Here is a 24,599-nt window from a genome sequence, read left to right on the forward strand (position 1 = left end):
ATGCTGCGCATAGCTCCATCCATTCTGTCCGCCGACTTCGCCAAGCTTGGCGAAGAAATTCGCGAGGTAGAGAAAGCGGGCGCCGACTGGATACATGTCGACGTCATGGACGGTCACTTCGTACCGAATATCACGCTGGGGCCTCCCATCGTATCCGCGATCCGGCCGCATACGTCCCTGCCGCTCGATGTACACCTGATGATCGAGCAGCCTGAAAGATATATCACAGACTTCGCGAAAGCGGGCGCAGATTTGATTTCCGTGCATGTGGAGACGTGTCCTCATCTTCACCGCACCCTTCATCAGATCAAGGAGCAGGGAGTAAAGGCGGGAGTCGTCCTGAATCCCGCGACGCCTTTGTCCGCGATCGAACACGTGCTGGAGGACTATCTGGATCTGGTCCTTATCATGACCGTTAACCCGGGCTTCGGAGGGCAGTCGTTTATTCCCGGCATGCTTTCGAAAATCCGCGACCTTCGCGGCAAACTCCAAGAGCGGGGACTGAGCGGCGTTGAGATCGAAGTGGACGGCGGAATCAACGATAAGACCGCGCCTCTAGTCGCCGAGGCAGGCGCCACCATGGCGGTTGCCGGCAACGCGGTGTTCGGCCGGCCCGACCGCGCGGAAGCGATCCGTCTAATCCGCGAATCCGCGGGAAATTAAGCCCGGCGTAATTGTTCGGCGCCCGCCGCAGAGCGGACGTGTCATAAATCCCCCGGCGGGGGCATACACTTGGTTACGAGAATTTAAGACATTCTTGTAACCTTTTTTTATGGGATAAAAGGATGTCAGGGATGCCCACGCAGCAGGGGAATGAAAGCCGCGCATTCGTTTTCGGGGCAAGCACATTTTCGGGCCTGTGCGAATATACTGGAATCGATGAGAGCGGTTTGCCGGCAATCATGAAGGAGGGGTAGAGGATGAAATTCTACACAGTCAAGCTGCCGAAATTTTTGGGCGGTTTCGTCAAGGCCGTACTTAACACGTTCAGCAAAAATTAATAGCTGCAGCCGTTGCGCCTGTTAAAAGGCACGAAAAAAAGCACCCGTTACGGTGCTTTTTGTCTTTTCGTTAAGCGGTGATTATACGCGTTCCACTTTGCCGGATTTCAGGGCACGGGTGCTGACGTAAACGCGCTTCGGTTTGCCGTCCACCAGGATGCGTACTTTTTGTACGTTAACGCCCCATGTACGCTTGTTTTTGTTGTTCGCGTGGGAAACATGGTTTCCGGACTTCGGGGATTTGCCAGTAATATAGCATTTGCGAGACATGAATGACACCTCCTTATAAGTATACGAAACTGCCAGCATGGCAAGCCTAAACCTAGCGCACAGCAAGGCAGCTTTTGTTAGCATGTGGCTCGTCGGCCTGTTTAAGTTCAGGGCATCGGTTTGCTTCGTTCTACCGCATTCAATAAACACACTTAAATATAATAGCACAGCGAAAAAGAGATAGTCAACGAATAGGCGCCATTTTTGTCATTTATTTATTCCATAGGTTATAGTACAATGAGGATTAGTCCTATTGACCCTTTTTGAAGGAGTTGGTATTTTCATGCCAATCGAGGTAAGCAACGAACTAGGAAAAATTCATGTTACCGACGAAGTGATCGCCGTACTTGCGGGTTCCGCCGCATTGGATTGTTACGGGCTGGTCGGTATGGCTTCACGCAAACAATTAAAAGATGGTATTGCAGAATTGCTCGGACGGGATAATCTGGGACGGGGCGTGGAAGTTCGCCGCGAACAGGACCGCGTAGAGATTGATCTATACATTATTGTAAGTTACGGAACCAAAATATCCGTAGTGGCGCACAATGTGCAGACAAAAGTGAAGTATGTATTAAATGAAGTAGTCGGTCTGCATGTCGATGAAGTTCACATATTCGTTCAAGGGGTTAGGGTATCCCGGTAATCAGGAAGGAGAATACCATTGAGTAAGCGCTTTAACACAATAAATGGAAATGATTTTATGCAGATGGTGTTTGCTGGAGCTGACAACCTTCGCAGAAATGTGGACCGGGTGAACGGGTTGAACGTTTTCCCCGTCCCTGACGGAGATACCGGAACGAATATGAACCTGACGCTGACGTCGGGTGTAGAAGAACTGAAACGCAAGCCGTCCGCACACATCGGGAAGGCGGCGGAAGCTTTGTCCAAGGGACTGCTCATGGGCGCCCGGGGTAACTCCGGCGTGATTCTGTCCCAGCTTTTCAGAGGCTTCGCCAAGTATACGCACGATATGGAATCGATCGATGTGCAGCAGTTTGCGGCGGCTTTGCAGCAGGGTGTGGACACCGCTTATAAAGCGGTCGTCAAGCCCGTGGAAGGCACCGTGCTGACTGTGTCCAAGGAGGCGGCGAAGCATGCCGTCGCCTCGGCAAGACGCTGTGCGGACGTCACGGAGCTCGTGGAAGAGGTGCTGAAGCAGGCGACCGAAACCTTGTCCAAAACGCCGGACATGCTTCCCGTCCTCAAGCAGGTAGGCGTAGTCGACGCGGGCGGGCAGGGTCTTGTCTGCATTTACGAAGGATTCGTTTCCGCACTGAACGGTGTGCAGCAGGAGGACACGTCCTCCTTTATCGTTGCGGACGCGCCCGTCCTCGGACAGGCGGCCAGGGACAAGGACATTGCAACGCTCCAGCTCGCTCCCGAGGCCCATCACATGGACCGCACGAGCCCCGCGCAGCTTCACATGTCTACGGACGATATCGAATTCGGCTACTGCACCGAGTTTTTGCTGAAAGTCGTTCCCGGCAAGACGAAAGGGATCGAATTCAACGAAATTAATTTCCGCAGCCAACTGGGCAAGCATGGGGATTCGCTGCTTGTCGTTGCGGACGATGAGCTTGTCAAGGTTCATATTCATGCGGAATATCCCGGACAAGTCATGAACCTTGCGATGGAATACGGAGATCTGACCCGGATCAAAATCGAGAACATGCGCGATCAGCATTCGCATATCCTGGAAGAAGCGGCTGAAGTTTATGAGCGTGCCGCCGAAGAGGAAGCGCAGCGCTCCGTTGTGCCGGCCGCCAAAGAACTCAAGCCGTACGGGTTCGTAGCCGTGGCTCTGGGCCAGGGCATCACGGAAATCTTCACAAGCGTTGGCGTGGATGTCGTTTTGTCCGGCGGACAGACGATGAATCCGAGCACGGAAGACGTGGTGAAGGCAATCCGGCAGATCGATGCGGAAACCGTGTTTATTCTGCCCAATAACTCCAATATCATCATGGCCGCGAAGCAGGCGAAAGACCTCGTGGAAGACAAGCGGATTATCGTTATTCCGACGAAATCGATTCCGCAGGGCCTCGCTTCCATTTTGGCATTCCAGGAAAAAGCGGCTCCCGACGTCAACGAACAAACCATGAACGAGGCGATCCAAGGCGTTCGTTCCGGTCAGGTTACCTTTGCGGTGCGCGATACGTCCATCGACGGCATCGAAATCAAAGAGGGTCATTTTATCGGCATTGAGGACGGAAAAATCGTCGTATCCGAGCCGGAGCTTGTCGAAGCGAGCCAGAAGCTTCTGGATCATATGATCCGCGAAGCCGAAATCGTGACGATCCTGACGGGCGAAGATGCCAGCGACGAGCAGACGGAGCAGCTTACCGCCTATATCGAAGCCCGGTATCCGAATGTGGAGATCGAGCTTCATCCCGGCGGACAGCCGCTGTACGCCTATATATTTTCCGTAGAGTAAGAGAGGGGTTTGCATATGAGCCGTGTTCGTATTGTAACGGACAGCACGTCGGATATTCCGGAAGCTACCCGTGAAAAACTCGGTATTGAAATGGTTCCGCTCAAAATCCACCTCGACGGAGAAACTTATCTGGATGCGGTTACCCTGGATGCGGAGCAGTTTTATCATAAGCTGGTCGCCGCTCACAGTATGCCGACAACCTCTCAGCCTTCGCCCGCGGAATTTCTTGCCCTTTACGAGAAACTGCTGGCCGAGGATCCCGAGGTTCAAATTTTATCGATTCATCTGTCGTCGGCCATGAGCGGGACTTACCAGTCCGCCCTGCTGGCCAAATCGATGCTGGATGAGGAAGACCGGGTACAAGTGATCGATTCCAAAACCGCGTGTTACGGAATCGGCGCCCTTGTCGTAGCCGCGGCGGAAGCGGCCCGGGAAGGCAAAAGCCTGGAAGAATGCGTGGAGATCGTGCGGAAAATCCGCGAATCCTTCGTCATCTACTTCCTTGTCGATACGCTCGAATATTTGCAAAAAGGGGGCAGAATCGGCAAAGCGTCCGCTTTGATCGGTTCCCTGCTCAACATTAAGCCGATTCTGTCCGTAGATCCCGAAGGAGAAATCGCTTCGGTGGATAAAGTACGCGGCCAAAAGAAGGCGATGGCCCGGATTATCGAAATGATGCGGCGGGACATTCCCGGCGGGGAAATTCATATCAGCGTGGCGCACGCGAACAACACGGAAGCGGCGGAAGAGCTGTACCGCCTTATCGAGCAGAACTTTACGATCAAGAGCATGCAGTACATTACCATCGGTCCGGTTATCGGAACCCATGCGGGACCGGGGACCGTAGCCGCATTCGTGAGTCCGGCCTGACATGGATCTTAACGAAATTCCGGTTACGGAAGTCCGCGGAATCGGCGGACAGAAAGCCGAAGAACTGCAGGCGCTTGGCATTACCCGTGTTGCTCATCTGCTCGAGTACTACCCGTTCCGCTACGAAGATTACTCCATCCGCGATCTGACCCAGGTCAAGGACGGAGAGAAAATTACCGTGCAGGGCAAGATTATGTCCGAGCCTGTCCTGCAAAGGTACGGCCGCAAAAACAGACTCAGCTGCAAAGTGGTCATTGACCACTTTTTTGTTACCGCCGTCTGGTTTAACCGGCCGTTCCTGAAAGACCAGCTCGTTCCCGGACGGGAAATTGTCCTGACGGGCAAATGGGACCAGCGCCGTCATCAGATGACGGTTTCGGATTCCGAATTTCCCGATAAGGGAACTTCCAAGACCGGCACTTTGCAGCCGGTCTATTCCGTTGGCGGCTCCCTTACCCAGCATTTTATGCGCAAGGCGACGGCTCAGGCGCTTACCCAGTACGGGGCCATGGTAAGGGAGATCGTCCCGGCGGAGCTGCTGCGCAAATACCGCCTGCTGCCCCGCAGAAGGGCGATGGAGATCATTCACCGTCCCCAGGGTACGGAGGACGGTAACGAGGCCCGCCGCCGGATGGTGTACGAGGAGCTGTTCCTGTTCCAGCTCAAAATGCACGCCTTCCGGGCCATCACGCGCAGCCGCGCCGACGGGCTCGCCCAGCAGGTGGACCTGCCGAAGGTGCGCGCCTTCGTGCGCGGCCTGCCGTTCACGCTGACGCCCTCGCAGAAGAAGGTTATCGCGGAGATCCTGCAGGACATGCAGGAGCCTTACACGATGAACCGGCTGCTTCAGGGCGATGTCGGAGCGGGCAAGACCGTCGTCGCCGCGGCGGCGCTCTACGCGACCGTAACGGCCGGCTGTCAGGGCGCTCTCATGGTGCCGACGGAGATCCTCGCCGAACAGCATAACCGCTCGCTGACGGCGATGTTCGAGCCCTACGGGCTGCAGGTCGCCCTGCTTACCGGCAGCACGACCGCCCGCCAGCGGCGGGAGATTCTCGCGTCCCTGCAAATGGGCATGCTCGATATTCTGGTCGGCACCCATGCCCTTATCCAGGAAGACGTCTTCTTCCGCAAGCTGGGCCTTGTCGTCACCGACGAGCAGCACCGGTTCGGGGTGAACCAGCGCAGCATTCTGCGGCGCAAGGGGATGAACCCCGACGTGCTGACGATGACGGCGACACCGATTCCCCGGACGCTGGCGATTACGGCGTTCGGCGATCTTGACGTCTCGACGCTCCGGGAGCTTCCGAAGGGCCGCAAACCCATCAAAACGTACTGGGTGCGGCACGAAATGTTCGACCGGGTGCTCGGCTTTATCCGCCGGGAAGCGGATGCGGGCCGCCAGGCTTACGTGATCTGCCCGCTGATCGAAGAGTCGGAGAAGCTGGACGTGCAGAATGCGATAGACGTGCACGTCCAGCTTCAGCAGGCGTTCCCCGATTTGAAGGTCGGTCTGCTGCACGGGCGGATGGCTGCGGCCGAGAAAGACGAGATCATGCGCCGGTTCAAGGACGGCGAGATCCACACGCTCGTATCCACAACGGTCATCGAGGTCGGTGTGGACGTGCCGAATGCGACACTCATGGTCGTATATGACGCGGACCGCTTCGGCTTGTCACAGCTGCACCAGCTGCGGGGCCGGGTCGGGCGCGGGGAGCACCAGTCGTTCTGCGTCCTGATCGCCGATCCGAAAACCGAGGTCGGCAAGGAACGGATGCAGGCGATGACGGATACGACGGACGGCTTCGAAATCGCCCGGCGTGATCTGGAGCTTCGCGGACCCGGAGATTTCTTCGGCACGAAGCAGAGCGGCCTGCCCGACTTCCGGATCGCCGACATGATGGTCGATTTCGAAACGATGGAGCTGGCCCGGGACGATGCCGCCGAGCTTGTAGCGCGGCAGGAGTTCTGGACGGCTGCGGAATATATCCCGCTTCGTGACTTTCTCCAGCGGGAGCTTATTTTCGACGGGGATATCATGGACTGAGGAATGGCTTAAACAGACAAAAACCGACCGGCGCTGCCGGCCGGTTTTTTTGTGCCATTGCGCGAAACTTTCAGCGTGGTGCTCGGCGTCACATAACGATGGTCAACCACGCGTGATGTTCCCGGCGCGTCAGGGGCTTGGCGTCACATGGGTTGACGCCATTCCTGGGACTCTACCCGGCCACCGCGCGCTTGGGATTCGTACCCTAGTGGAATCGTTCTTCGCTGCGCGAGGCGGCCCGTGTTTGTGGACCGGGGCCGGGAAACCCGGGCGAATCTTCCACCCGGTTGAAACTTGAACGAGAATACGATCCTGCCGCCGAACGGGCCGTAAGCTTGTCCATCCGTAAAATCTAGGCACATCCGGGCACTTGCCGACATATGTTAGCAGGGATGGATAACGGGGAGGTGTTCAAGTGAGCTATCAGCAATATGGAATCGATCCGGCTCTGGTCGAACGCGTGAAATGGAAAATGAAAAACCCTGAAATTAAAGAACGCATCAAAAGGCTGCTGGAAGGGGTCACGAAGTACGATCTGCAGAACCGGCAGAAGGTCGCCGCTTTCGTCGCCCAGTTTTCCAAAGTGCTGGGCGAACCGCTTACCCAAGCCCAGTCGTCGTCTCTGATTGATTTTGTCATCGCCCAAAAAATCGACCCCAACAACACGTTCCATTTATTAAAGCTGTGGGGAATGTTCCGTTAAAAAAGACTGGTGAATCCCGAAGATGACAGGCACGAAAGGTTCCGTTATTTTTCGTGCTCATCTACAAAAAAACCGTCTATTCTTCGATAAAGAAGAGAGACGGTTTTTTGCTTTTTTGGTTTTTGCGGCAGATTTGTCCGGACAGGACTCTGTTTATTCCCGGATATTCGGAGCGGATAGTTCCTATTTTACCAGAGCCCGCCGAAACGGGATTTTAATCGCTGATTCTGAGAATATCGTCAAAAGCGAGCCGGCGCACATCGCCCGGTACTTCAAGATGGATTTCCTGCTTCAGAGCGTCGATGCGGCGGACAATCCCGGTTATTTCCTCGTCCTCGAAAGGGCCGAATACCGTCACGGTCAGCACCCGCCCCGTTGTTTTCGCCCGGGCCAGCAGGCTGCCGATGCGCTGGCGCTCTTCGTCTTCCAGAGACGGGTGAGCCCGGCGGTTCAGTTCCCGCTGGTGCCGCAGGTAGGCTTCCTTATGCTCGGGCAGCATCATCCGGGACGATTCGTACAAGCCGTTTCCTTGAAGCTTCTTGCCTGTTTTGGAACCGGCGGAAGAAGATTTCACTTGTAATGACCTCCGATCTTATGGGATCTGTCCTTGGCCTGGCCGGCCGGTGTGGCGGAAACCGCGCGCATGATGGCGGTGCTTCCGAACCGCTGCCGGATCGTATCCGTCGTCCGTTCCAGAGCGATTTTGCGCTCCTCGTCTCCGAACATGAGCAGCTGATATTGATCATCGGGCACGAGGTCTCCGAGCGTGACCCCGACCTTGCGGACGGGAAGGCCGTCCCAATGCTTGCGGAACAGCAGTTGCGCCGTCTCGTAGACCGTATCGGTGAGCTGCGTCGGGTCCGGGAGTTTCATTTGGCGGTAAAAACCGCTCGGATGATCGTAATCCGCGCCCTGACAGCCGACGGAGACGACTTGGCCCTTACGGCCCTTGGCGCGGCAGCGCTGGCATACCAGCTCGGAGAGCTCAAGCAGCACGACTTTGATTTCTTCGGCCGTCGCATAGTCGCGGGGTAGCGTCATCTGATGGCCGACGGCCTTCTGCCCCTCGTGAGTCTGAGGAGTTACCGGAGAAGGATCGATGCCGTTGGCTACCCGCCAGATGACTTCTCCGTTGATTCCCCAGCGGGCGCGAAGGCGGGCCAGAGGGGTTTTTGCCAGGTCGCCGACGGTAAGGATGCCCATGCGGTTAAGATGCCGGGTCATCCGGGACCCGATCAGATAGGTTTTGCTGACGGGCAGTTCCCAGAGGCTTGCAATTTCGTTTTTGGGCAGCACGAAGATGCCCTCCCGGTTTTTTTTGGCGAAATTGTCGCAGGCCATTTTGGCGAGTACTTTGTTCTCGCTGATGCCGACACGGGTCCATACGCCGGTTTGCTGCAGCACTTTGTGCTGGATGTCTCTGGCGATTTCGACCGGTGTGCCGAAGAGATGCAGGCTGCCCGTTACATCGAGGTACTGTTCATCAATGCTGAACGGCTCCACGAGATCGGTGTACGTTTGGAGAATGGCCGTAATCTGCATGGAGACTTTAATGTACTCTTCCATCCGGGGGCGGATAACGACGGCCTCGGGGCATTTCCGGAGGGCCTCGCCCAGCCTTTCGGCCGTTGTGACGCCATGCGCTTTAGCGAGGGGGCAGGCGGCCAGGATAATGCCCGAACGGCGGGCGGGATCGCCCGCTACGACAACAGGCTTATCGCGGAATTCGGGATGAGCGGCTTTTTCCACGGATGCGTAAAAAGACTGGCAGTCCGCCAGCATGATGATACGTTTGCCTTGCTCGGGGAAGGCGGTCATCGGTAACACCTGCCATTTTGTCGGAATGATAACATGCATTCGGATAAGGGAACTTGTGTTCGTGTCTGTAATTAACCATACACGAACGTTTATTCGGTTAACAACCGGTAATGTTTGCCTGCCCGGTATTTTCGGTGCCGGACCCGGCGGCGGAATCCAGGTACGTCTCCAGTGCGGTAACGATCTCGGCGCGGATCAGCCGCCACAGCAAAGAAAAGCGGTGGTGGTAGCCGCGGCATATGTAGGCGATGTTCATCCCTTCCGTCGTGCGCCTTTGCTCGTAAATCCGGATGCCCCGCCGGCGGAACTGCTTGCGTAAAAAAGCCATGTCGGCCGTAACGCGATCCTGGATCAGGCGAAGATGGCCGATCAGCGGCTCGGGAAGTTTGCCGGAGCTTTCCAGCAGCGAAATGTTCTTTTCCAGTACGTCCAGCAGAACCGGAAGCAGCACATACCGCTTAACGAGCATGGAATCGTCACGGGTTTGCAAAGGCGGCTGCATGATGTCTCACTCCTCGGGTATGGAAACGTATGTTCTTATGTAGTATATTCAGAATAACGAACATATATTCGATTTTCAAGAAGAGAATTATTTGGCATTTTTGAGTGAAATTCGCCAGTTCTGTACTCCTTTTGCGTGTAGCCGTAAAAAAAGAGATCATGGTACAATAAAAAAAGAGCAACATGCCATTTATTGGGAGAGGGGACGCATCTTGCGAACATATACATACCGGCAGCTTCTGCTGGCTCTGCTCCGCAATTACCTGCTCGGCTCCGCGATTGCGGTGCTGGGAGTAGGCAGTGTTCTGATTTATTCCACACTGCGGGCGACGAATCGCGAAATGTCCGTCATGCTGGTAATCCTGGGCGTTTCGCTCTTTGTGATGATACTGGCCGAGTTAACCGTATTTGCGCGTCAAATGAGGCCGGTCCGTGCGGTTTTTCTTAAACATAGTCCCACTCTAGGAGAAATCAAGGAAGCGTATATACGTATTCACCATCTTCCGGTATTGGCGGTTAAGCGCATTTTCGGTCCGCACCTGTTCGGAATGGTTCTGCCTGCCGTCGTGCTGGCCGTCGCCGCAATCCGTATGGGCATGCTGGAAATCAGTTATTTTGACCTGGCGCTTGCCGTGCTCGGCGCTCTGCTCGTAGCGTGCATGCATGCGATGATCGAATTTTTTCTGACCGCGTATTCCATCCGCCCGGCGATCCGGCATACGCGCGAGCTTGCCCTCCGCCTTCACGGCACGGAAGTGTCTCTGGACGGCAGAGTGCTGTTTTCAATCCGTAAAAAGTTCCAGTGGAGCGCGTTTCTGATCGGCACCTTCCCGCTTTTTCTGTATTATTTGACCGTTCAGCTCCGTCTGGTCCGGGAGGATACCTCACTGCTGATCGATTACTGGAACTGGGACGCGATGATCATTCTGCTCGGCATTCTGTTCGCTTCGCTGGGTGCCTGGCTGCTTTCCCGGGATATCGAGCATCCCATCGGACAGATTCACAAAGTCATGGGAGAAGTCCGCGCGGGGAATCTGGCTACACATGCGCCGGATCTTTATCCCGATGAGTTTTCGCGTCTGGTAGCGGGCTTCAATCACATGGTGGAAGGACTCCGGGAGCGCGACCGGATCAACCATGAGCTGATATCGGGCTATTTTGCCGCTCTGGCCGCCGCGCTGGATGCCAGAGACGCTTACACGGCGGGACACTCCGAAAGGGTGGCGGGTTATTCCGTCCGGATCGGCAGTCTGGCCGGATTCTCCGAACACGATTTGGAGGAGCTTCGCAAAACGGCGCTGCTGCATGATATCGGCAAAATCGGAATCAGCGACACTGTGCTGTTAAAAGAAGGGCGGCTCACGGACGACGAGTTTGCCCAGATTCAGATGCATCCGGCGCTGGGGGAGCGGATTCTGAGGCAGATAGAGCCGCAGAGCCTGATGGCTCCGTTCCTGCCGGGAGTCCGCTCCCATCATGAACGGTTTGACGGCCGGGGCTACCCGGACGGCCTCAAGGGCCAGGATATCCCCCTTTTCGGCCGGGTGATCGCCATTGCCGACGCTTACGACGCGATGACCTCGGACCGCCCGTACCGCCAAGGGATGTCCGCGGAGAAGGCGCTGTCCATTTTGAAAGAAGGAAGAGGTACGCAGTGGGATCCTCACTTCGCCACCTTGTTTATCGGCTGGCTGGAAGAAGAGAGCGGGCCGAATAAATCCGCCGGAACGGAAAGAACGCGCGAACACGCCGGCTGACTTGGCAGACCGGAAGGCGGGGAGGCGCTTCCGTACGGATGCTGGAATGAACGAAAAGACACAGGCACTTTCCGCAGGGCGGACGTGATGTGTCTTTTCGTTACACGAGGAGTCTTGGGAGCCGTGCCGATTGTAACGGTGGAAAGGGGAAGGAAGGAATAGGAATCCATAATTTGGCCCCGCGGCCGCGGCTGTTTTTATTTGAATTCAATCGAACGGTGTATTACGGTGTATCTAAACGTGTGTGAATAAGGAGGAAATGTCCATGTGCGGACGGTATACGATCACGGTAACGGTAGAGGAGCTTATGGCCCGCTTCGGCCTTTTCGATGCGCCGGGCATCCCTTATCACAATCCGAAATATAACGTAGCCCCCGGCCAGATGGTGCCGGCCGTCGTGAACGACGGCCGGAGTAACCGGATCGGCGAACTGAAATGGGGGCTGATCCCCGAGTGGGCCAAGGATGAAAGCGCCGGTGCCAAAATGCTGAATGCCCGCGCGGAAACGGCCGCGGACAAACCCGCTTACCGCATCCCTTTGCGCCGCAAGCGGTGTCTCATTCCGGCCGACGGATTTTACGAGTGGAAGCGGGAAGGGGGACGCAAGCAGCCCATGCGTATCCGGCTGAAGGACGGCGGCCTATTTGCGATGGCCGGTCTCTACGATATTTGGCTTTCGCCCGACGGCCGGCGCGTCAGCACCTGTACCGTGCTGACAACCGCACCGAACCCGCTTGTGGCGGAAATTCATGACCGGATGCCGGTTATTTTGCGGCGGGAGGACGAGGCTTTGTGGCTGGACCGGCGGATTCAGGACCCTGCCGATCTGCTGTCTTTGCTGCAGCCCTATCCGGCCGCGGAGATGGAGGCGTACCCGGTTTCGCAGCTGGTCGGGAACGTGCGTAATGACAGTCCGCAGCTGATCGAACCGGTCATGCCCCCGGAGAGCCCCGTACAGGAAGGATGGCAGCTGTAAAAGCGGCCTGAAACAGGCCCGAAGAGTCCGTGCGGCAAAGCGAAGTTCGCGGACCGCCGATTCTTGATTCGGGCTGTTTCTATGGGCATTCAGGCAGGTCTGAATTAATCGGATCCGTCCTGCAAATTTTTCTGAATGATCTGCTCCGAATTAACCTGGATTGATCCGGCCCGGCCTAACCGACCGCGGGATTAAAAAACGCTCGGCACTGCCGGGCTAAACACCCGAAAAAAAGCGGGGATCCTCGTGTGGAAGGATCCCCGCTTTTTCGATTGATTTACTCCGCGGCAGGTTCGGTTTTGCCTGCCGGATCTTTTTTCCGTTCGGTTAGTTTGATTGTCGGTACGGCCACCGTAAGCACGGCTCCCAGTATAATGAAAATCAGCGCGAACAAGTAGACGGAATGCAGAGAGGAGACGAGCGAATTTTTCAGAATCGGAGCAATGGTTTTCCAAAACTCCGCGGGCATCTCCTTCATAGCTTCGGGGCTGAACAGGAACGAATACAGCCCTTGCGGATTCGTATGAATCATTTCCGTAAATTTGGCCGTCATTTCCTTCGCCTGTTCGGGCAGCTTTTGCAGCACGGGGACAAGCGTGTCCGTCAACTGGCTGGTCGATTTATGATTCATAATCGCCCCGAGGATGGTCATCCCGAACGTTCCGCCGATGGAACGGAAAAACTGGCTCGACGAAGTGACGACCCCGAGCTCCGATTTCGGGAAGGATTCCTGGAGCACAAGCGTCAGGATCGGCATGACAAGCCCCATGCCAAGACCGATTACGAGCATAATCATCGTAGCGGTAAGCTTCGTCGTGTCAATGCTCATCGTGGTCAGGAGCAGGAATCCTGCCGCCATTACGATCATGCCGATGCTGATCTGGACTTTCGGACCGATTTTGTAGACGATCTGACCGCCTATGATACTGGCGATAATCATGGTAATCATCATCGGGGTCATGATAGTACCGGACGCCGAGGCGCTGACACCGACAACTCCCTGCATAAAGAGCGGCACGAAAATAATGGCGCCGAACATGCCGATGCTCATCAGAAAACCGATGCCGTTGAGCACGGTGAACGTACGGTTTTTAAACAAGCGGACCGGAAGGATCGCTTCCTCCGTACGGGATTCGATAATAATGAAAGCGGTGATGGAGATAACGGCGAGAACGAACAGGCCGATAATCTGCCAGGACAGCCACGGATACTCGCTGCCCCCGAAGCTGAGACCGAGCAGGAGACTGACGACCCCGACAATCATGGTAAACATGCCGGCTACGTCGAACTTGACGGGGCCTTGTGTCTTGTGTTTGTTGAGGCCCATGGCGATAAAGATAACGGCGATAATCCCGACAGGCAGATTGATGTAGAACACCCATCTCCAGTTGAGGCCGTCCACGATCCATCCGCCGATCTGCGGGCCGATTACGGATGCGAGACCATAGAGGGCACCGAAAACGCCCTGCCATTTGGCACGCTGCTTGCCCGTAAACAAGTCTCCGATAATAATCATCGCCATCGGCATCATAATGCCACCGCCGATACCTTGAATGCCGCGGTAGACGATAAGCTGAGTTATGCTGTCGGTCGTTCCGCAAAGCGCGGAGCTCACCATAAATATAATAAGCCCCGTCACATAGACGACGCGCCGGCCGAGAAGGTCCGCCAGTTTACCGGCAATCGGCACAACCGCGGTGGACGTCAGCATGTAGGCGGTAGTCAGCCATGTCATATAACCGAGACCGCCAAGCTCTCCGACAATACGCGGCATAGCGGTTCCCACGATCGTTCCTTCGAGTGCTCCGAACAGCATGGCGATAATCAGACCCGCGATCAGCATGCCGCGGTGTTTGGTCATTTCTTGTTGATCCTGCTCCAGTTTAAGTGTTTCTCCCATCGTTCAAACTCCGTTTCTCTCTATGATTTGCAGCATTTTCCGCTGCCGTCATTTTCATCTCCGGCAATGTTTTGCAGTTTTTCGGAAATTTTCATCAGCGATTCAAGCTCGTCCTGGTCGAGCCGCGAATAATACTGCTTGATGACTTCGAACGTTCTCTTCTTCGCTTCTTTAAGCACGCTTTGCCCGTGTTCCGTAAGGGACACCATGACGACACGGCGGTCGTTCTCATCGTGATGCCGGACGACAAGCTTGTTCTGTTCCATCCGGTCGATCATAACCGTAATGGCGCTGGGCTTTACCTCCATCATTTCGGCCAGCTGGGTGATTTTACCGGGTCCGGTCTCCGCGATCCAGTTCAGCACGTGGAATTGCGGACCGGTCAGCCCCATTTCTTTAAAATGAGACATCTGAGGCCCGATTCTGCGGTAAAAGGACATGGTGGCCCGTAAAATTCGGGCTACGTAATCTTCGTTATCGAGCACGGAAGATAGTCTCCTCCTTTCGGATTCAAAAATTATATTCACTGTTTATTATTTAAACTATATAAATATTAAGTGGTGTATATAAAAAAGTCAATCACCCGCTTTACAAAAAGCGAGCGCTCTGCCGGAAAAGAAGCAAAACGCTGTCCCGATGTGCTACAATGAAGAAAGCAGGTATAGTTGCGGAGGGTATAGATGAGAACGACGATAAACCAACACAGAAAACCGGTATGGATCGGTTTCCTGCTGGGGCTGCTGACTGCCTGCATCCTGATCGGACAAGCTTATGCTTTTCTCTGGACGGAGCAGCAGAAGGCGAACAGCCGGAACCATCTGTTCTGGGATTCGTATTTAAACGCCATGTACGGCGTTGATAAAAATTGGTCTTCCGTAATTAAACAGTTAAAAAAAGATTCAGACCCGCAGCGCTTGGCCGCAGATGCCGGTCTTCGCCTGTACAATGCCGATCAGAAGCTGCTCTTCGACGCGGCCGCATCGTCTTCATCCGATAAGGAAGACCATGCAGCCGCCGGCATCGATTTGAAGACCGTTAAGGACGGTAGCCGGACTCTGGGTTATTATAGTTTGCCCGCCGCGCCGTTTCATCATCCGGAGCCGCCGTTTTGGGCCGCCGTACTGGCGGGCTCGCTGCTCGTCGGAGGGGCCGCCGGCCTCTACATGAAGCGGGGAGACAAACGGTTTCAGACGATGCTGGACCGCATCCTCTTCCGCCTTGCCATTCTGGCGAGGGAAGACGGATCCGGCCTATCCTTCAGGCGTGGCAAAGAAAACGGCGGTGCGGACATAAACGCCAGAACGGCGGAAGCGGATGCCCTGCTTACGGGCGTCGAGGACAAGCTGCGGCAGATGGAAACCGTGCGTCCGCGCATGGTCGCCGATCTGACCCAGGAGCTCAGGCGTCCGCTTACGGTGCTCCGCTCCAGCCTGGAGCAGGCGCAGATCGAAGAGAAGAGGCTCACGACCGATAAAGCGGCCGCACTCTTCGAGGAAGTCAGCCTTATGTCGGCGCTCGTGAACGACATGCAGCAGCTCATGCTCGCCGAATCCGGCCATCTGGAGCTGGAGCGGCAGTGGTTCTCGCTCCGGGCGGTCCTCGATCCGCTGATCGTCCGGCTGGAAGCGGAGGCCCGCGCCTCCGGCATCGAGCTGCGCTATTCGCCGTCCAGGGAGGTCAGCCTGTACGGCGACCGCCACAAGCTGGAGCAGGCTTTCGGCCATCTGCTCGGGAACGCCGTGCGGCTGGCTCGTTCGTCGGCCGCCGTGTCGGTCACCGTCAACGATCTGGAAGTGACCGTCACCGTCCGTGACGACGGGACCGGCCTTACGCACGACGAGATTCCGCATCTGTTCGAACGCTTTTACCGGACCGCTTATCCGTCGGCCGCCGCGGCTTCAGAACCGGGGCTGGGCTTCGGGATGGCTTTGGTCAAGCAGTATGTGGAGGCCCATAACGGAAGTGTCCGGGTCACAAGCGAAGCGGGTCAGGGAACGTCTTTTACCGTCCGTCTGCCTATATTTACCGGAACGTAAGCCGGATATAATAAAGGCTGCGGGCATACCTTCAAATGAGGAGGGACGACGATGAGCTACCTTAAATTGCTGCAAATTTACGAAAATGACGGTATGACGCCTAAACGCGCCACCTCGTTCCGATATGATCAAATGCTCGGAACCATCCTGCAGGAAATGAAGCCTACGGAAGTAGGCAGTTCCATGGTGCTCTGCCGGGTGGACGATTTCCGGTCTTTCCAGACAACCCGGGTTCAGGCCATCGACCGGGACGGTGCCGAGTTTCGGGTGCTCACCCGGAACACGATTTACCATTTCGAAGTCGTGGAGAGCCGGAACGCTTCGCCGGCTTCGCGCCGTGCGTTATGCGAAACTTCTTCGTGAAGCCGAGACCGGTCGCAGACATCCGCCACCAGCAGATGCGAGTGCCCGGTTATGCGATACGGCACCGCGTGTGAGACGAGCTTGCGCACGGTGTGCAAAAACGCCTCTCAGTCCGTTTAACGGGCAGAGAGGCGTTTTTTGTGCCGGCGCAAATCATTCGCCGGTATTCCGTGCCGCGGCAGCGGGACTCTTTTCGCTGAAAAAGAGCTTCATCATCGGCGGTGTGACGATAGTGGTCACGAGAACGACGACGACAATGACCGCGAACATGTCTTCGGAAAGCAGCCCGGACTCCTGACCGATGGCGGCAATAATCAAGGCGACTTCGCCGCGGGATACCATGGCTGCGCCGATGGCCAGAGAGCTGCGCCACTTGAACCCGGCGAGTCTGGCGCCGACGGCGGAACCGGCAAGCTTCGTCGCGATGGCAAGAAGACTGAGCATTACGATAAGCCCGATCGAAGAGGAGATTCCCTGGAATTGCACGGTAGCTCCGATGGACGTGAAGAAAACGGGCACGAAGATGGAGTAACCGATCGTCTCCACTTTCTCGAACACTTCGTGCTTGAAATTCGTCAGACTGATGGCGACTCCGGCGATATAAGCACCGATAATAGCCGCGACTCCGGCATATTCCGCCATATAGGCGTAACCGAAGCAGATGATGAGAGCGGCGGAGATTACCGTTTCCGTAACACGCAGGGGAGCGAACTTTTTCAAGATCCAAGGGACCGCTTTCCAGGCGAAAAGAAGAGCAAGTGCGAAGAAAACGACTTTTTTGACGACAATCATGCCGAGGTTAACGTCTCCGCCCGCCATGCTCATCACAAAAGCGAGCGCGATAATGACAAGCACATCGTCGATGACGGCCGCTCCGAGGATCGTCGTCCCTTCCCTGGATTTCAGCTGGCCCATCTCCTTGAGCGCCTGGACCGAGATGCTGACGCTGGTCGCGGACAGGAGGAGGCCGAGAAACGAAGCTTCCAGCGGAGATTGATTCAGCAGGATGCCGGCGAGATAACCGAGGCCGAACGGGACGATAATGCCGGCGACTCCGACATAACCGGAGGCTTTGCCCGTACGTTTAAACTCCTTCGTATCGGTTTCGAGGCCCGCGATGAACATCAGCAGAATGACCCCGATTTGACTGATTTCCTGCAGCACATCCGTATTTGTCACGAGTCCGAGAAGATTAGGTCCCAGCACAATCCCGATAAGAAGCTTTCCCAGAACCGAAGGCTGACCCAGCCTTACACTAATATCCCCGGCCAGTTTCGATGCGAGCAAAATAATAGCGAGTTGAAAAATTAGCACGTACCGCCTCACACTCCTTGTTTTCTTATTGTAGGCCCGGAATCCGTAAAAGCATGCAAAAAGAGCCCGTTACCAAAACCCGCTACGTAGACATAGCAAGGCCTTGGTGACAGGCTCCTCCGGGAACTGCAATTTTAAGTTGCTGTAATTATACACCGGGAGGCGGGTGAAAGCAATGGAAACAGGTGGGATAGACAGACGGCAGACCGGTGAGCCATTTTTCGCAAGATGTTCAAGGCCGTGGTATAATTTAGGGAAAAAGGTTCAGAAAGGAAGATGTCTTGATGAAAATATTCAAGGAAGCAATGGGTTGGGCCGGGTCTATCGGCGTTTCTTTTGTCCTCGTTCTGTTTATCGGTATTTTCGTTTTTCAGCCCTACAAAGTGGACGGGCATTCCATGGACCCCACGCTTCAGGATAACGAGCGGATTTACGTCTCCAAGCTGGTACATACTTTTGGACAGGAACCCGAATACGGGGACATCGTCGTCATCGATAGCCGGGTGGACCGTCCGCGTACGTTTAAGGACAGCGTTATGGAACAGCCGGTCATTCAGATGATTGCGGGAACCGCGAAAAAGAAAACCTTTTACGTCAAAAGAGTGATCGGCAAAGCGGGGGACGTTCTGGAATTCAAAGATCATCAGGTACACCGGAACGGACAAGCGCTCGAGGAACCGTATATAAAAGAAACGATGAAGTTCGTTTCCGATCATAAATGGACAGTGCCGGAAGGCCATGTTTTCGTGATGGGAGATAACCGCAACGACAGCGAGGACAGCCGGGACATCGGATTTATCCCGCTTGGTCATGTAATGGGCGTCAAAAAGCTGCCTTAACCGTTTGCGTACCGTGGAGGAGAAACATGAAAGAAGGGCATACGTTCGAGTAGGACTTTTTCATGCACAGGTGAAAACAAACAAACCGCCCGTTTAGCGAGGCGGTTTTTGTTCGGTGTGCCGCTTGTTCCAGCATACCCGGCATTAAGCAGGAACTGTCCTGTGTCCGGGAAAAACTCAGCGGACCGCTTTTTGAAAGAGGCTGATGTAAAAGTCCGGGGCGACTTCCACGTCCCGTTCATGCTTGTAGCCGTTTTTCAAATACAAATTTTTCGCGGGAACGTTGTCCTTGCCCGTCGCTACGTTAAACAGGGACATGTGGCCCATGTCGGATTCCATCGTGTTTAAAAGCTGCTGGGCGATGCCCTTCTTGAAATGATCCGGGTGGACGACCATCCGGCATATCGTGACTGTTTTTTCTTCGACCGTACAGGAAACGGCTCCGGCGAGCTGATTGCCTAGGAAATAGCCTCTGAATTGTTCGCCGCATGCCTGGAATTCTTCGAAAGTCTCTTTTAACGGCGGAATCTCATAGAAATCGATAAGTTTAGCTTCAATTAAGTAAGAGGCCCGCTGTAATTCATACAGACTGCGTACGAGTTCCGTGTCTTGAAAATCTATGATTGTAATGAAGCCTTCGTTCAAAATAGTCACCTCATGGGATCGTTTGGATTAGTCTCTATCATACGGAGCGGGGATTTTAAATTAAAGAGGAGCGTTTCGTTATAACCAATCTTTCCAATGGAGCTACATGAGATTTTTAAATAATTATGGAAAGCCGCAGATGGCCCGGGAGCGATACTCTGACCATCAGGTTTTTTTGAAAAGATATAGATTCTATGTAAAATGGAGAAACCCCCGCGCAATGGTACGGGGGTCCGTTTTTTAGATTGAAGTGTCAACCTGAAACTCGATTTTTTTATACCCGTCAAGCTTATCGGTAGATATGAACTGAATAGTTTTGCTCTCGCCTTTTTTAATCCCGTCAATGCCGCCTTGTGCAATGCCCAGACGTTTTTCGTCTTTATCATAAAGTACCGCACTCAACATGGCTGCTTGAATATCTTTATCTCCGGCATTTTGTACTTTAGCTGTTACCATCCACATTCCGGCCGATTCTTTTACGGATACGCCCGTGATTTTAAAGTCTCCCGCCGTATATTCGCCGTCTTTAGCTTTAGGAGCTTCGGAAGGCTTAGGTGTGGCTTCTGGAGTTGCTTTAGGAGTTTCGCTGGGAGCGGAACTGGCAGCAGGTGTTGTTTCGGCAGATGTTTTAGCCGGTTGCTCGGAACTGCAGCCAGCGGCTAAGACTAAGGCAGCAACGGATACAAAAAGAATTTTTTTCATTTTTTCCCCCTATGAACGTAAACCATATTTAAAATACAATTGCTAGTTTATCAGATAGAGGAAATTATATCCATACGATTTAAGACTTTTGCTATTCGGGTCCATTCATATAAGTCATCTAAATGACAATTGTGACCTAAACGAATATCTTATAGAAGAAACAGATATAGGAGCAGAACGTGGCAGAGGGGAAAATAAAAATCGGCCCCCGTATCACTACGAGGGCCTTTCATGGGAGAGGAGAAACCGGACGAAGAGCTTATGGGGAAACGTAAGTCTTCTCCGCGGTTGTCTACGACACTTTTGATGTCGATAATTCAATCATATCCGAAAAAAAGACAGGCTATACACGGACAGGAAATTTTTATTTTTTCAAAGCCTTTTTGTGCAACGAACAAAGATTGTGGTACGATAACAGAAAACCGACAAGAACAATACAGTGGGGAATTCAGCGTATGAGAGTGATTTCTGGAAGTGCCCGGGGCCGTTCCTTAAAGGCCGTACCCGGGATGAGCACGCGTCCGACGACCGATAAGGTCAAGGAGGCGATCTTTTCGATGATCGGGCCTTATTTTGACGGAGGCACGGGACTGGATCTGTTTGCCGGAACCGGCGGTCTCGGGATCGAGGCTTTGAGCCGGGGGCTGGACACGTGCATATTTATCGACCTGGAGAAAAAAAGTCTGGACACCGTGCGCCACAATCTGGAGGTTACCGGATTGACGGACCGTGCGGAAATATACCGCAATGATGCGGGACGCGCACTGAAAGCTCTGGAGAAACGGGGAAAGCGGTTCGGGCTTGTTTTCCTGGATCCGCCTTACCGGTTTAAAATTACCGGAGAACTTATGCAAAAAATGAAGGGATCGGGACTGCTCGAGCAGGGGGCGACAATCGTGGTGGAACATGACGCCGCGGACAAGCTTCCTGAGGTTTTCGAGGGTTTTGTCATGCAGCGGCGAGCCGATTACGGGGATACGGCCGTGACCTTGTACACCTTTGAAGACACCGGGCTGACCTGAACCGAACAGAAGAAGGAGCTGACACAGCTGTGCATCAGGAAAAACCACGCTTGAAAATAGCGGTTTATCCGGGAAGCTTCGATCCCGTGACGAACGGCCATTTGGACATTATCCGCCGGGCGGCAAAAGTTTTTGATAAATTAATCGTAGCCGTACTGAACAATACGTCGAAAAATCCTTTGTTTTCTCTCGAAGAACGTATCGAGCTTCTGACGAAAGTAACGAGGGACATTCCGAACGTCGAGGTGGACGGGTTCCGGGATCTTTTGATCAACTATATGGAATCCAAAGATGTACATATTATTGTCCGGGGACTTCGTGCGGTCTCTGATTTTGAATACGAGCTGCAGCTGTCGACGATGAACAACAAACTAAACGAAGATGTCGAAACGTTCTTTATGACCTCTTCGCCCCAGTATTCATTCCTCAGCTCCAGCATTGTAAAAGAAATTGCCCGTTTTCACGGTCCGGTTTCCCATTTCGTGCCGGGGGAAGTGGAGGAAGAGCTGAAACTGAAATTTGCCGCCGGCACGCGGCAACCGTAGAACAAGGAAGGCTGCCGGGCGCGCAGGCTTCCTCTCTCTTTTGTGGGCTTGTCAGGCTTTAGGGCCCGCATGGAGTCCGCGCTGGGAGCATACATGCAGTGCGTAGGACAGGACGCAGGTCGCGGCCAGAACTAGCAAAAGAATGCCAAGCTGCGCGAAGGCAGGCATCCAGACGCCCGAGAAAGAGAGCAAAGGCCACTCCTCCGTCCCTCCCGAGGGGGCTAGAGATCCCGAAACTTCGAGCGTTTGCCGCCCGGAGGGCGCGGATGGAAACAGCCTGCTTGTGAAGCGCCACAACAGAAGAACCAGCACGTACGAAAAGCAGGCGTGAAGCAGGCGCGCCATCAGAAAAGGCAGGTATCGAAGACCGGCGCCGTAGGCGGCGCTCAAGGCCTGTGCGTGGGAGGACAGCCCGCCGAATCCGAGAAAAGCCGCGATTAAGGCGAGCTTGATGCTCTGGGGCAGCGCCTGTTCTCCCGCCGCGGCGTGAGCGCCCAAGTGGAGCTCGAACAAGCCGGAGGCCAGATGATGCAGCAGGTCCGGCCCGACGGGCAGCCCGAGGAGTCCACCGGCGGCTTGCAGCATCTCCGGCATCGTCAGCATGTGAATAATGACGGAGAAAATCATAATATAGCCGCCGACGACCATCAGCGACTGCACCGAAGCCGTCACGGCCTCGCCGAGCAGCTGGCCGAACGCGCGGCCGTCCTCGCTGCGGGCGCGGGCCAGGCTGCCTGCGGCCTGCCGCCACAAGGGGGCGCCGGAAGCCCGGCTGCCCGCCTCGCGGCGCTTCGCGGCCGGAGCCTCGCCGCGGCCGGGCGCTGGCGCGTCCGCCGGCCAGGCGCGCCCCCGCGCGCCGCGCGGGCCCGCGTGCGTGCGGGCAGGCTCCGCGCCGGCCCCGCCGGCGGCTTCGCCCGAACCCCCGGCGTCATCCGCGGATTCGGGCTGCCCGGGCGCCGCCGCGCCCGCCGGCTTCTTCTGCGAAGGCAGCACGAAGCCGAGCAGCAGCGCGCCGCCGTAGTGCACGCCGGCAAGCAGCAGGCCCAGGCGCGGGCTGTGCAGGAACCCGGTGCCGATCACGGTGACGATCAGCACCGGGCTTGCCAGATGCGACAGCGCCAGGAGGCGCTCGCCTTCGCCGTGCGTGAGCAGCTTCCGGCGGCAGAGCTTGGCCGTGAAGTGGGCGCCGCCCGGAAAGCCGCTCAAGGCTCCCGCGGCAAGCGCCAGGCCGCCCGCGCCCGGAAGGCGGAGCAGGAGCCGCGCGAGCGGCTCCAGCAGGGTACCGAGGGCGTGGACGACACCAAAACCGAGCAGCAGCTCGGTAAGAATCATAAACGGCAGCAGCGCCGGGAATACGATGTTCCACCAGATCGTGATGCCCTCCAGGGATGCCTGGAGCGCCTTGTCCGGAAAAGCGATAATCGACGCGACCAGAGCGGCCGCAAGACTGCCGAGCAGCAGCGTGGTACGATACCCGCCGCCGCGGTGCGTCAGGGATTTCGGCATGTAAACACCTCGATTCGTTTGCTACATGTGTACGCCGGACCGAAGATGTTTAGACCAAGCCCGCCCCGCATACACTAACAAACATCCATTCTCCGATTTTCGGAAACGGAACGGGAGGGAACCCTTTAAAATGACTGACAAAGATCATGAAAACCAGCGTTACCGCGACGAGCAGGAACAAGAAGAACGCGAACGGGAAACAGACTACGGGAACGGGGACGAGGTCCGGGAGAGGCCCGTCATCCGCCGGGCGCATCCGCAGAGGCGTTCCAGGCGTTTTTTCACGTCGCTTCTTGTCGGCTTTCTCTGTTTCGTTATCCTGTTTTACGTTCCTCTGCCCTTTTTTATCTATATGCCCGGTACGGCTGAGGCCGTCCATCCGATGGTCAGTGTCCCCAAGAGCGACAACACTGATGAGAAAGGCTCGCTTATGCTCGTTACGGTCCGCGTGGCCAATGCGAACGTAGTGACGTATCTGTGGTCCCTGGCCAACAAATACGACGAACTCCAGCTCAAGAAAGATGTCCTCCGGGGAATGTCGGAGAAGGATTACAGTCAGCAGCAGCAATTCGTCATGCTCACTTCCCAAAGCGACGCCATCCAGACCGCTTACAAGAAAGCGGGCGTTCCTTTCCATATAAAAGGAGAGGGCGTCATGGTCACGGGCCTCTCGCCGGGTCTTCCCGCCGAGAAAGTGATGCAGGCCGGAGACAAGGTCACCAAAGCGGACGAGAAGGCGATCCAAACTTCTCAGGACCTTTTCGCCTTTCTGGAAAACAAGAAAGAAGGGGACACGGTCACGCTGACCTTCATCCGCGGAGCTAAAGAGATGACGGCGCCGCTCACGCTGGCCAAGCTGCCGCCCGATAAAGACACCGGCAAGAGCCGCGTGGGAATCGGGATCACGATGGCCGAAATGCAAAGCGTGCAGGCGGACGATCCTTCCAAGCAGGTTACCATCAAAGCGGGCGAAATCGGCGGCCCTTCGGCCGGTCTGATGTTTTCCCTGGAGATTTACAACCAGCTGCTTCCCGAAGACATCACGAAGGGGCACAAAATCGCGGGAACCGGGACGATCGACACGGAAGGGAATGTCGGCGTTATCGGCGGAATCAAGCATAAAGTCATCGCGGCGGACCGCGAAGGAGCGGAGATCTTCTTTGCTCCTCAGGATCTCAAAACAGACAAAGGCACGATCTACAATTACACCGAAGCTTTGGCCCGGGCCAAGGAAATCGGAACGAAGATGAAGATCGTTCCCGTCGCGACGATGGACGACGCCCTAAAGTATTTGGCGGAGCTTCCTCCGAAATGATTGACAAACCGGAAGATTAATAGCTATAATTATCTTTG

At 55.3% G+C, this 24,599-nt stretch carries 25 protein-coding genes; 15 read left to right on the top strand and 10 right to left on the bottom strand.

Annotated elements, in window-relative coordinates:
• Together rpe and spoVM are read left to right on the top strand one after the other, a co-directional pair.
• Complete coding sequence (rpe, locus tag C4S74_RS02345) at positions 1-663, top strand: ribulose-phosphate 3-epimerase (protein WP_103993752.1); 663 nt, start codon at positions 1-3, stop codon at positions 661-663.
• A 257-nt stretch (positions 664-920) separates the two neighbouring features.
• Positions 921-1,001: a stage V sporulation protein SpoVM gene (gene spoVM, locus C4S74_RS02350; protein ID WP_036739476.1), complete on the top strand. Its 81-nt coding sequence runs from the start codon at positions 921-923 to the stop codon at positions 999-1,001.
• An 81-nt stretch (positions 1,002-1,082) separates the two neighbouring features.
• Here spoVM and rpmB read toward each other — a convergent pair whose 3' ends face one another.
• Complete coding sequence (gene rpmB, locus C4S74_RS02355) at positions 1,083-1,271, bottom strand: 50S ribosomal protein L28 (RefSeq protein WP_009672666.1); 189 nt, start codon at positions 1,269-1,271, stop codon at positions 1,083-1,085.
• Between the two features lie 283 nt (positions 1,272-1,554).
• Here rpmB and C4S74_RS02360 point away from each other — a divergent pair, with 283 nt between their 5' ends.
• The 5 genes from C4S74_RS02360 to C4S74_RS02380 all read left to right on the top strand — a co-directional run bounded on the left by C4S74_RS02360 (position 1,555) and on the right by C4S74_RS02380 (position 7,322).
• Complete coding sequence (locus C4S74_RS02360) at positions 1,555-1,914, top strand: Asp23/Gls24 family envelope stress response protein (protein WP_009672588.1); 360 nt, start codon at positions 1,555-1,557, stop codon at positions 1,912-1,914.
• A gap of 18 nt (positions 1,915-1,932) precedes the next feature.
• On the top strand, positions 1,933-3,702 hold the full coding sequence (locus tag C4S74_RS02365) for a DAK2 domain-containing protein (RefSeq protein ID WP_103993753.1): 1,770 nt from the start codon (positions 1,933-1,935) through the stop codon (positions 3,700-3,702).
• Positions 3,703-3,717: 15 nt separating this feature from the next.
• Complete coding sequence (locus tag C4S74_RS02370) at positions 3,718-4,572, top strand: DegV family protein (RefSeq protein WP_103993754.1); 855 nt, start codon at positions 3,718-3,720, stop codon at positions 4,570-4,572.
• Between the two features lies 1 nt (position 4,573).
• A complete protein-coding gene (gene recG, locus C4S74_RS02375) occupies positions 4,574-6,619 on the top strand; it encodes an ATP-dependent DNA helicase RecG (protein ID WP_103993755.1) in 2,046 nt (681 codons plus the stop codon).
• A gap of 415 nt (positions 6,620-7,034) precedes the next feature.
• Positions 7,035-7,322, top strand: a complete 288-nt coding sequence (locus tag C4S74_RS02380; protein WP_042232734.1) for a stage VI sporulation protein F — start codon at positions 7,035-7,037, stop codon at positions 7,320-7,322.
• Positions 7,323-7,536: 214 nt separating this feature from the next.
• Here the strand turns inward: C4S74_RS02380 and C4S74_RS02385 are convergent, their stop codons facing one another.
• From C4S74_RS02385 to C4S74_RS02395, 3 genes are all read right to left on the bottom strand, one after another.
• Positions 7,537-7,896 carry a YolD-like family protein gene (locus C4S74_RS02385; protein ID WP_103993756.1) on the bottom strand — a complete coding sequence of 120 codons (360 nt, stop codon included), beginning with the start codon at positions 7,894-7,896 and terminating at the stop codon, positions 7,537-7,539.
• Positions 7,893-9,140: a DNA polymerase IV gene (locus C4S74_RS02390; protein WP_103993757.1), complete on the bottom strand. Its 1,248-nt coding sequence runs from the start codon at positions 9,138-9,140 to the stop codon at positions 7,893-7,895. Before C4S74_RS02390 ends, C4S74_RS02385 begins: the two co-directional genes overlap by 4 nt.
• 97 nt (positions 9,141-9,237) lie before the next feature.
• Entirely contained in the window at positions 9,238-9,642 is a 405-nt protein-coding gene (locus C4S74_RS02395; RefSeq protein WP_103993758.1) for a hypothetical protein, read from the bottom strand.
• Between the two features lie 211 nt (positions 9,643-9,853).
• Here C4S74_RS02395 and C4S74_RS02400 point away from each other — a divergent pair, with 211 nt between their 5' ends.
• Both C4S74_RS02400 and C4S74_RS02405 read left to right on the top strand, forming a co-directional pair.
• Positions 9,854-11,398 (top strand): HD domain-containing phosphohydrolase, encoded by a 1,545-nt coding sequence (locus C4S74_RS02400; protein WP_103993759.1) that lies wholly within the window; start codon positions 9,854-9,856, stop codon positions 11,396-11,398.
• Between the two features lie 265 nt (positions 11,399-11,663).
• Positions 11,664-12,374 carry an SOS response-associated peptidase gene (locus C4S74_RS02405; RefSeq protein WP_103993760.1) on the top strand — a complete coding sequence of 237 codons (711 nt, stop codon included), beginning with the start codon at positions 11,664-11,666 and terminating at the stop codon, positions 12,372-12,374.
• A gap of 277 nt (positions 12,375-12,651) precedes the next feature.
• Here the strand turns inward: C4S74_RS02405 and C4S74_RS02410 are convergent, their stop codons facing one another.
• Together C4S74_RS02410 and C4S74_RS02415 are read right to left on the bottom strand one after the other, a co-directional pair.
• A complete protein-coding gene (locus tag C4S74_RS02410) occupies positions 12,652-14,274 on the bottom strand; it encodes an MDR family MFS transporter (protein WP_103993761.1) in 1,623 nt (540 codons plus the stop codon).
• 20 nt (positions 14,275-14,294) lie between these two features.
• On the bottom strand, positions 14,295-14,759 hold the full coding sequence (locus C4S74_RS02415; RefSeq protein ID WP_103993762.1) for a MarR family winged helix-turn-helix transcriptional regulator: 465 nt from the start codon (positions 14,757-14,759) through the stop codon (positions 14,295-14,297).
• A gap of 195 nt (positions 14,760-14,954) precedes the next feature.
• Between C4S74_RS02415 and C4S74_RS02420 the strand changes: the two genes are divergently transcribed.
• Together C4S74_RS02420 and C4S74_RS02425 are read left to right on the top strand one after the other, a co-directional pair.
• Entirely contained in the window at positions 14,955-16,310 is a 1,356-nt protein-coding gene (locus tag C4S74_RS02420) for a cell wall metabolism sensor histidine kinase WalK (protein WP_103993763.1), read from the top strand.
• A gap of 51 nt (positions 16,311-16,361) precedes the next feature.
• Entirely contained in the window at positions 16,362-16,673 is a 312-nt protein-coding gene (locus C4S74_RS02425; RefSeq protein WP_103993764.1) for a hypothetical protein, read from the top strand.
• A 153-nt stretch (positions 16,674-16,826) separates the two neighbouring features.
• Here C4S74_RS02425 and C4S74_RS02430 read toward each other — a convergent pair whose 3' ends face one another.
• On the bottom strand, positions 16,827-17,987 hold the full coding sequence (locus tag C4S74_RS02430; protein WP_103993765.1) for a cation:proton antiporter: 1,161 nt from the start codon (positions 17,985-17,987) through the stop codon (positions 16,827-16,829).
• A gap of 284 nt (positions 17,988-18,271) precedes the next feature.
• On the opposite strand from C4S74_RS02430, the gene lepB reads away from it, so the two are divergent.
• Positions 18,272-18,826 carry a signal peptidase I gene (gene lepB, locus C4S74_RS02435; RefSeq protein ID WP_103993766.1) on the top strand — a complete coding sequence of 185 codons (555 nt, stop codon included), beginning with the start codon at positions 18,272-18,274 and terminating at the stop codon, positions 18,824-18,826.
• Between the two features lie 177 nt (positions 18,827-19,003).
• Here lepB and C4S74_RS02440 read toward each other — a convergent pair whose 3' ends face one another.
• The gene (locus C4S74_RS02440) at positions 19,004-19,471 is read right to left on the bottom strand and encodes a GNAT family N-acetyltransferase (RefSeq protein ID WP_103993767.1); all 468 of its coding nucleotides are present in this window, start codon (positions 19,469-19,471) and stop codon (positions 19,004-19,006) included.
• A 240-nt stretch (positions 19,472-19,711) separates the two neighbouring features.
• A complete protein-coding gene (locus C4S74_RS02445) occupies positions 19,712-20,173 on the bottom strand; it encodes an FxLYD domain-containing protein (RefSeq protein WP_103993768.1) in 462 nt (153 codons plus the stop codon).
• 455 nt (positions 20,174-20,628) lie between these two features.
• On the opposite strand from C4S74_RS02445, the gene rsmD reads away from it, so the two are divergent.
• A complete protein-coding gene (gene rsmD, locus C4S74_RS02450) occupies positions 20,629-21,195 on the top strand; it encodes a 16S rRNA (guanine(966)-N(2))-methyltransferase RsmD (RefSeq protein ID WP_181024281.1) in 567 nt (188 codons plus the stop codon).
• Positions 21,196-21,224: 29 nt separating this feature from the next.
• Positions 21,225-21,740 carry a pantetheine-phosphate adenylyltransferase gene (gene coaD, locus C4S74_RS02455; protein ID WP_103993769.1) on the top strand — a complete coding sequence of 172 codons (516 nt, stop codon included), beginning with the start codon at positions 21,225-21,227 and terminating at the stop codon, positions 21,738-21,740.
• 51 nt (positions 21,741-21,791) lie between these two features.
• Here coaD and C4S74_RS02460 read toward each other — a convergent pair whose 3' ends face one another.
• Positions 21,792-23,246, bottom strand: coding sequence for a sporulation protein (locus C4S74_RS02460; protein ID WP_103993770.1), 1,455 nt, complete (start codon positions 23,244-23,246; stop codon positions 21,792-21,794).
• Positions 23,247-23,376: 130 nt separating this feature from the next.
• Between C4S74_RS02460 and C4S74_RS02465 the strand changes: the two genes are divergently transcribed.
• Positions 23,377-24,561 carry a SepM family pheromone-processing serine protease gene (locus C4S74_RS02465; RefSeq protein WP_103993771.1) on the top strand — a complete coding sequence of 395 codons (1,185 nt, stop codon included), beginning with the start codon at positions 23,377-23,379 and terminating at the stop codon, positions 24,559-24,561.
• Positions 24,562-24,599: the final 38 nt, after the last annotated feature.

The organism is Paenibacillus sp. UNC499MF (assembly GCF_900107975.1).
Lineage (GTDB): Bacteria > Bacillota > Bacilli > Paenibacillales > NBRC-103111 > Paenibacillus_F.